Source organism: uncultured Succinatimonas sp. (assembly GCF_905203285.1).
Taxonomy (GTDB): Bacteria; Pseudomonadota; Gammaproteobacteria; order Enterobacterales; family Succinivibrionaceae; genus Succinatimonas.
The window spans coordinates 1-6,230 of sequence record NZ_CAJKVK010000106.1 but is presented as its reverse complement, the minus strand read 5'-3'; the positions used below and the strand labels follow the sequence as shown (position 1 = coordinate 6,230).

Below are 6,230 nucleotides of genomic sequence, written 5' to 3'. Positions count from 1 at the left end.
GTCGGCAGCAGGAACCCTCTGAAGCTAACAGCTGTATTGTTGTTTAGCAGTAGGAATCATCGGCTTTTAGACCGGTGAGGACGTCAAAAAAAGTAGTCGTTTGAAATTTAAACGGATTTTGCAGGATGAATGCTTGTGGGGTTTAAAAAGTAGATAGTAAGTACAGAAATTGCGTTGAAAAATTTTTGCGCAAAGCTGGATTTTTTAACTGTTACGTATATTTTCACTACGCAAATTTAATTATAATACGCCTCAACATAGAGAAAATTTATTGAGGTAAAAGACAATGCGTCAGACTGACAGCGCAATGCGCATGCTTATAAGCGCATATAAAGCAGTATTAGCCAATTGCTATATTAAAGAAACCCTCGCGGGGGGGTAAAGCGCTTTGGTAAAGGTGTAGCCTTAAGTTCCTTCCTAACTGCAGTTCTTGCAGGGGGTTCTGCTCCTTCATTTGCAGATCAGACTTTAAATATTAATGAGTTCAGAAATTTAGGAGATGAGATTACAATTGATGTTAATACAGTGGTCAATGGAACGGGAAGTTTTGCTGGTGGAGACGAGATAGCTAACAGTATTGTATGGAAAAATATTAGTGTAAGAGATAATGTAGATCTTACATTTAATAATGTTGCAGGGAATCACCCTAATATTTCTGGTAATGGTAATATATCTATAAATTTTGATAAACAAGCAAATACTGCAGGTGTATATATTGATGGAAATATTTCTGCGAATAATTTAACAATAAAAACAATAGGAACTACAAAAGGGATATCCACAGAGTACGGAGTATATTCAATAACAGATAAAATAAATATTAATTTAAATAATAATCTAACAATAAACTCTGGATATGATAGTATTTTTGCTACAGAGTCAGTAGATAAAGATATTATAATTAGTGCGCAAGGAAAGGTTGATTTAACATCTGTCTCGGGTAGAGGAATATTTAATGCAGATCTGGGAACGAATAATATTATAGTTTCTGCTAAAAAGGGGATAAGTATTAATTCTGGAACTAACGCTAATACAAATTGGTTGGGTGGAGTATTAAATTTCGGAAATGGAAAAGTAGAACTGAGTTCTGATGCTGGGACAATTTATATAAACTCTGGAGATGCTCACGGAGTAAAAACTCAAAACACTAGTATAACAAATCTTTATTCATTGGGAAATTTTATTATAGGAGAGAAAAACGGTGTTACTCAGAATGGAGGAGAACTTAATATAAAAGCAACGAACAGTATAACAAATTCAGTTGCTTTGTTCAGTGATTATTACAATAAATATAATAATGTGTTTATTGGTGAAACTGGTTCTGGGTTTGAGTCCAGTGGTTCTGGAACTAGTAAAATTATTGCAGGTAATAATAATGTTTTTGGTGGTTTAGAAAATGGTATATTATCTACATCATCTGGAACAATATATGCTGACGCAAAGAATAATATTGTTGGTTTTGATGAAAACGATAATATTTATAATAACGAGGGGGAGTTGATAACTGATGATTTTATAGGTAAAAACGGTATCTATGTGGAATCTGGAAAGGTTACTTTAGATGCTGACAATGAAAATAGAATAAAAGCTACAGAAAATGCTGTTTATTCCTTGGGCGCAGATAGTGAAATATCATTGAATGGTGCTCAAAATATTATTACAGTACAAAATGTCGACGGAGTTGATGAAGGTCAGTTTGCTTATGGCTTAAGAGCAAATGATAATTCAAGTATTACAATCAAAAATCTTGAAAAAGAAGCTGATTATACAAAGATATATGTAGAATCAACAGAAAATTCAGGCAATGGTTCTATTGCAGTTGAAAGTGAACTCAATGGTAAGATTGACTTAACAAGTAAAGATATTGATATTACTGCGAAGTCTGCTAAAGTGGGGCATAATTTTGAAGCGATAGGTGTAAAAAATGAAAATAATTTAATTAAAAATAATTTTAATATCGTTTCATCTGAAAATCTTTCTATATATTCTGAGAATATAAAAGGCAATACTGGCGGTCAACCAGGTTTGGCTTATGGTGTATATGTGCAAGATGCTCTGGAATCTAATTTTGTAGCAAAAGATTTAATTATTACTGCAAAAAGTAATCAGGGCGGTGGTGAATCATATGGAATATGGGCTGAGGCGTCAAATGGACAAAATGATGATGAATTTGTCGCTACAGATGTGACAACTTCTTTTAATGCAAATAATTTCTCAATTAATGCTGAAGCGACCAATGGTACCTCTTATGGTGTATATATACAAAATAATAAAACTACTAGTAAAAATACTGTAAATATTACTACTACAACTGATATAAATATTGCTGCTAAAGTATTCATCGATGATTCAAAGTCTGACAATGGCTCGTACGCATATGCTACAGCAATTAGAGCTTCAGGGGCTGATGTCTCTTTGAGTTCAGAAAATGGCGAAATATCTTTAATAGCAACATCTGAGGATGCCTCAATAGAGTTACCTGATAATAAAATCTCCGTAACTGCAATTGGTATTAACTCTTCAGCGTTAAGTGACAATATGTCTGCTAGCCATGTTGAATTAATCAGTAAAAAGAATTCTATTTATAGTGATCAACAGGGTGTTCTTTCTGATGGTTCTAAGTCAACAATCGAAGTAAATGCTACTGGTGATGGTAATTTTATTTATACTTCATTAGAGAATTCATCAAGCCAAGGAGTTATAAGTCGTGATGGTGGACATGTTGTTGTAAATGCTGAAAAAGGATCTAATCATATTGAAGCTTCTAACGCTGGTGTACTTGCGCGTAAATTTGTTAGAGAAGGAGGAAGTTCCGTTGTCTTAAATGCAAAATATAATGAGGTTTTAGCTGAAAAATACGGATTGTACGCTGATACGGATTCCTCTGTTACTTTAAATGCTGAAAATAATAATGAATTATTGAATGCGGGAAATTTTATTACTGCAAACGATTTGTCTAAAGATAAGGTTCAGCAAGGCTATGGAAATGGTTGTGCAATTTCTTCTAAGAGTGGAAGTACTATAAAAGCATTAACAAGTGGTCAAAATAAATTATTAGGTGCAGTTGTATCTAGTGGAAATAATTCTACAGTTAATATTTTGGGTTTAAATGACTCTCCAAGTAATATCAATGAAGTATGGTCATACGGTGTAATTGCCGGGGCAGGTGATTTAGATGAAGATGCAACTGAAGGAGAATCTTCGTTTAAAGATAAAAATGTAATCTCTGCTCTATACGCTGAAGAAGGCGCCAAGATAACCTTATCCGGCAAGACAAATAGGTTGTATACAACTGCAGATCCTAATGAGCATGATGACTTGGAACGCGTAGTCTGGGCATATAACGGAGCAAGTGAAGCTACCACCATCTCTATTGACGGACATACGGATATCTCAACCAATCAATACGATAAGAGTCTTAACAGCATCGATATCGCTATAGCTGCAGGTACTGCTGTAAATTTGAAAGGAGATATTGTAAGCCAAAGCAAAGATTTGGCAGTTGAAGACCGTGCCCAGGTTCTGGTTAATTATGCTGATTTAACAGATGATAAAGGCTCAGTTGTTCAGCAGAGCTCAATAACCGGTGATATTCTTGCCGCATATGCGGGCTATGTTGATATTAAACCTGCAGAAAACACAAATGCCGGAATTAATATTACGGGCAATATCCTTGCAGGTAACAACGGTATTGTGAAGATTGATTTAGGCAAGGGCGGCAGTTTAACCGGACGCGCTGATGACTACGGTGATGCAAGTGTCGGAGATGGAGAAGACGGTAATAAGGGACATCAGAACTCTACTTATTTTAACCCGGCATTCAGCAGCTCCATTTATGAAGGCGGCGCAGTCAATCTTAAGATGGGAGAAGGCTCACAGTGGAACGTAACCGGACAGAGCTGGATAACCTCCATTAATACCGGAATTACAGGCTCATCTGCAGCTGACGTTTCAGCTTTACCGACGATTGACTTGACTCAGGCTAATAATGCACAGAACTCTGCAGCTGCTGGACTTACTGTTTATAACTTTAACGGTGATTCTAATTTCAAGATGAAGCTTGACGGCAATAATCTTACCAACAGCAATATGCTGTATATGAAGCAAGCCAACGGTAATTACTATATTGAGCTTGAGGATGCGGTAAGCGCGGATGAAATCAATACCGCGCTGCATGACGGCTTGCGTTTTGCCACGGTAGGAAAAGATTCCAACGTTCACTTTAGCGTCGGCAGTAGAGATGACGGTGTCTTTAATGTCGAGTATGAAGTGGGACAGGATAATTACGATGAGACCGTGGCTGAAAACGTGCATTATAATGGCTCTGAACTTACCGCCGAGAAACCGAGTGATTCCACTGTCAAAGATTTCTTCGGCAATGAAGGAACTCCGGTTGAGGAGGTAAGCGGTGATGCGGGAATCGCTACCGCAAGTGCCGTTATGGCTTTAGCTGAAGATGCTGAGGTTAAGGCGGCTGAGACTCAGGAGGACAGTGCTACCGGTGCCGTAAACCATAAGATTATCGGCATAAGCTCAACCGAAATCTCCGACGGCGGCAAGACTGTCATCAACATGTCCCGCGCCAACTATGCCAACGCCGTTTACATGGATACTTTAAATAAGCGTCAGGGTGAAGCAAGATTTGTAGGTAGTACCGACCACGGAGTCTGGGTCAGACTGCGTCATGACAATATCGGTAAGGAAGATGCCTTCAGAAGCCATAACACCATGGTCGAGGTAGGTATCGACCAGAGAGACGTTCATGATTACGGTGAGTTCCATACCGGCGTAGCCTTGGATTACATGAACGGCAGTCTTGATTACCATACCGTTGACGGTGACGGCGATATCGAAAGATACGGCATCTGGTTCTATACCACCTATTTGGGCAACGACGGTCAGTATGCCGACTTAATCTTAAAGTACGGTCATCTTAAGAATGACTTCGGCTTTAACACCAAGACCCAGGGTGAACATGTAACCGGAGACTATACCAACGAGACCGCTTCCATCTCCGCCGAATACGGCTGGAAGTTCTCTAACTCCCATAACTACTACATTGAGCCGCAAGCCCAATTGCAGTACACCTACATCACGGGAGCCGATTACACCACCTCCCAGGGTTCAAGAGTTGACCTTGACTCAATACACAGCTTGATAGGCAGAGTGGGCTTTAGAGCGGGTAAAGACTTCCTTGACTGGGAACATCCGGCAACATTCTACTTAAGAGCCGATGCCTTACATGAGTTCTTAGGTGACCAGGATATCAGAGCTTATGACAATACCGGTGTTATGGACATTACTTATGAAAATGACGACACCTGGTATACGGTAGGCTTGGGTATGACGGTCAAGAGCTCGGATAACACCTACTTCTTTATTGAAGGTGAGACCGCATTGGGAGCTGACAACGAAGACACCTATACTGTATCGGGAGGCTTCAGACACAGCTTCTAACCAAATTTAAGCGTCAGACAAAAGCTAAAACTCAAGACTGACGCTTATACCCTCTTAAGGCCGCGAATTTCTCTATGTTTCATGAAATTTTGCCTCTGCGGCCTTATTTCTGTTAACTTTTATACAGTATTTTACTTTTGTGTAAAATCAGAATTTGATGCCAGTTCATTTTTAAACTTCTCGACCTTTATATGCTCATCTTGAGATGAAAGATCACATAAGTAACTTATGTTCTGAGAAGTTATACCAAGCAAAATTGTCTTATCCCCTACTTTTACTTTAGCTAAATAAGATCTTGGGCCTACAGCAAGTCTTCCAATAACTTTCATATCAGAATCAAGATTTTTTATATACTTAGACTTTCGCAATAAAAACATCACGCCCCCTAAGATCGCTAAAACTAAAAGAAGCATGATCCACATTTGAGTAAGACTTGACATAAAGATTCCTTATTTAAACCTGCACATCAAACATAGACATTATTGGGCACAAGCAAAAAATAGCTTTAACCGCATATCTTTTAAATTTAATAAACAAAATAATCTTTTTATGAGCTTTTGGCTTTTAAAACTTATTGAAGTACAATTCATTATACAAATCAAGCAACGTAAGAATTTTGTATATGATCGACTATTCCAAACTGCCTTTAAGCATTACTTCATTTAGTGAGTTTGCTGCAGATTCGATGATTTACGTTGATAAAACGGATTTGGTGGCTAATCTTGCTCGTTTTAGAAATCCGTTTTTTTTATCCCGTCCGCGCAGATTTGGTA

At 38.1% G+C, this 6,230-nt stretch carries 3 protein-coding genes; 2 read left to right on the top strand and 1 reads right to left on the bottom strand.

Annotated elements, in window-relative coordinates; genetic code table 11:
• Window positions 1–1,536: 1,536 nt before the first annotated feature.
• Window positions 1,537–5,457 (top strand): autotransporter outer membrane beta-barrel domain-containing protein, encoded by a 3,921-nt coding sequence (locus QZ019_RS08940; protein WP_295484365.1) that lies wholly within the window; start codon window positions 1,537–1,539, stop codon window positions 5,455–5,457.
• 131 nt (window positions 5,458–5,588) lie between these two features.
• Here the strand turns inward: QZ019_RS08940 and QZ019_RS08935 are convergent, their stop codons facing one another.
• The gene (locus tag QZ019_RS08935) at window positions 5,589–5,897 is read right to left on the bottom strand and encodes a flagellar biosynthetic protein FliO (protein WP_294565813.1); all 309 of its coding nucleotides are present in this window, start codon (window positions 5,895–5,897) and stop codon (window positions 5,589–5,591) included.
• A 182-nt stretch (window positions 5,898–6,079) separates the two neighbouring features.
• Between QZ019_RS08935 and QZ019_RS08930 the strand changes: the two genes are divergently transcribed.
• Window positions 6,080–6,230: AAA family ATPase (locus tag QZ019_RS08930; RefSeq protein ID WP_295484369.1), on the top strand; the 151-nt coding region annotated here is incomplete at its 3' end.

What these genes read in the sequence shown, in the direction of transcription:
- QZ019_RS08935 (WP_294565813.1), bottom strand. Translation starts at nt 5,897, where the DNA reads ATGTCAAGTCTTACTCAAATGTGGATCATGCTTCTTTTAGTTTTAGCG.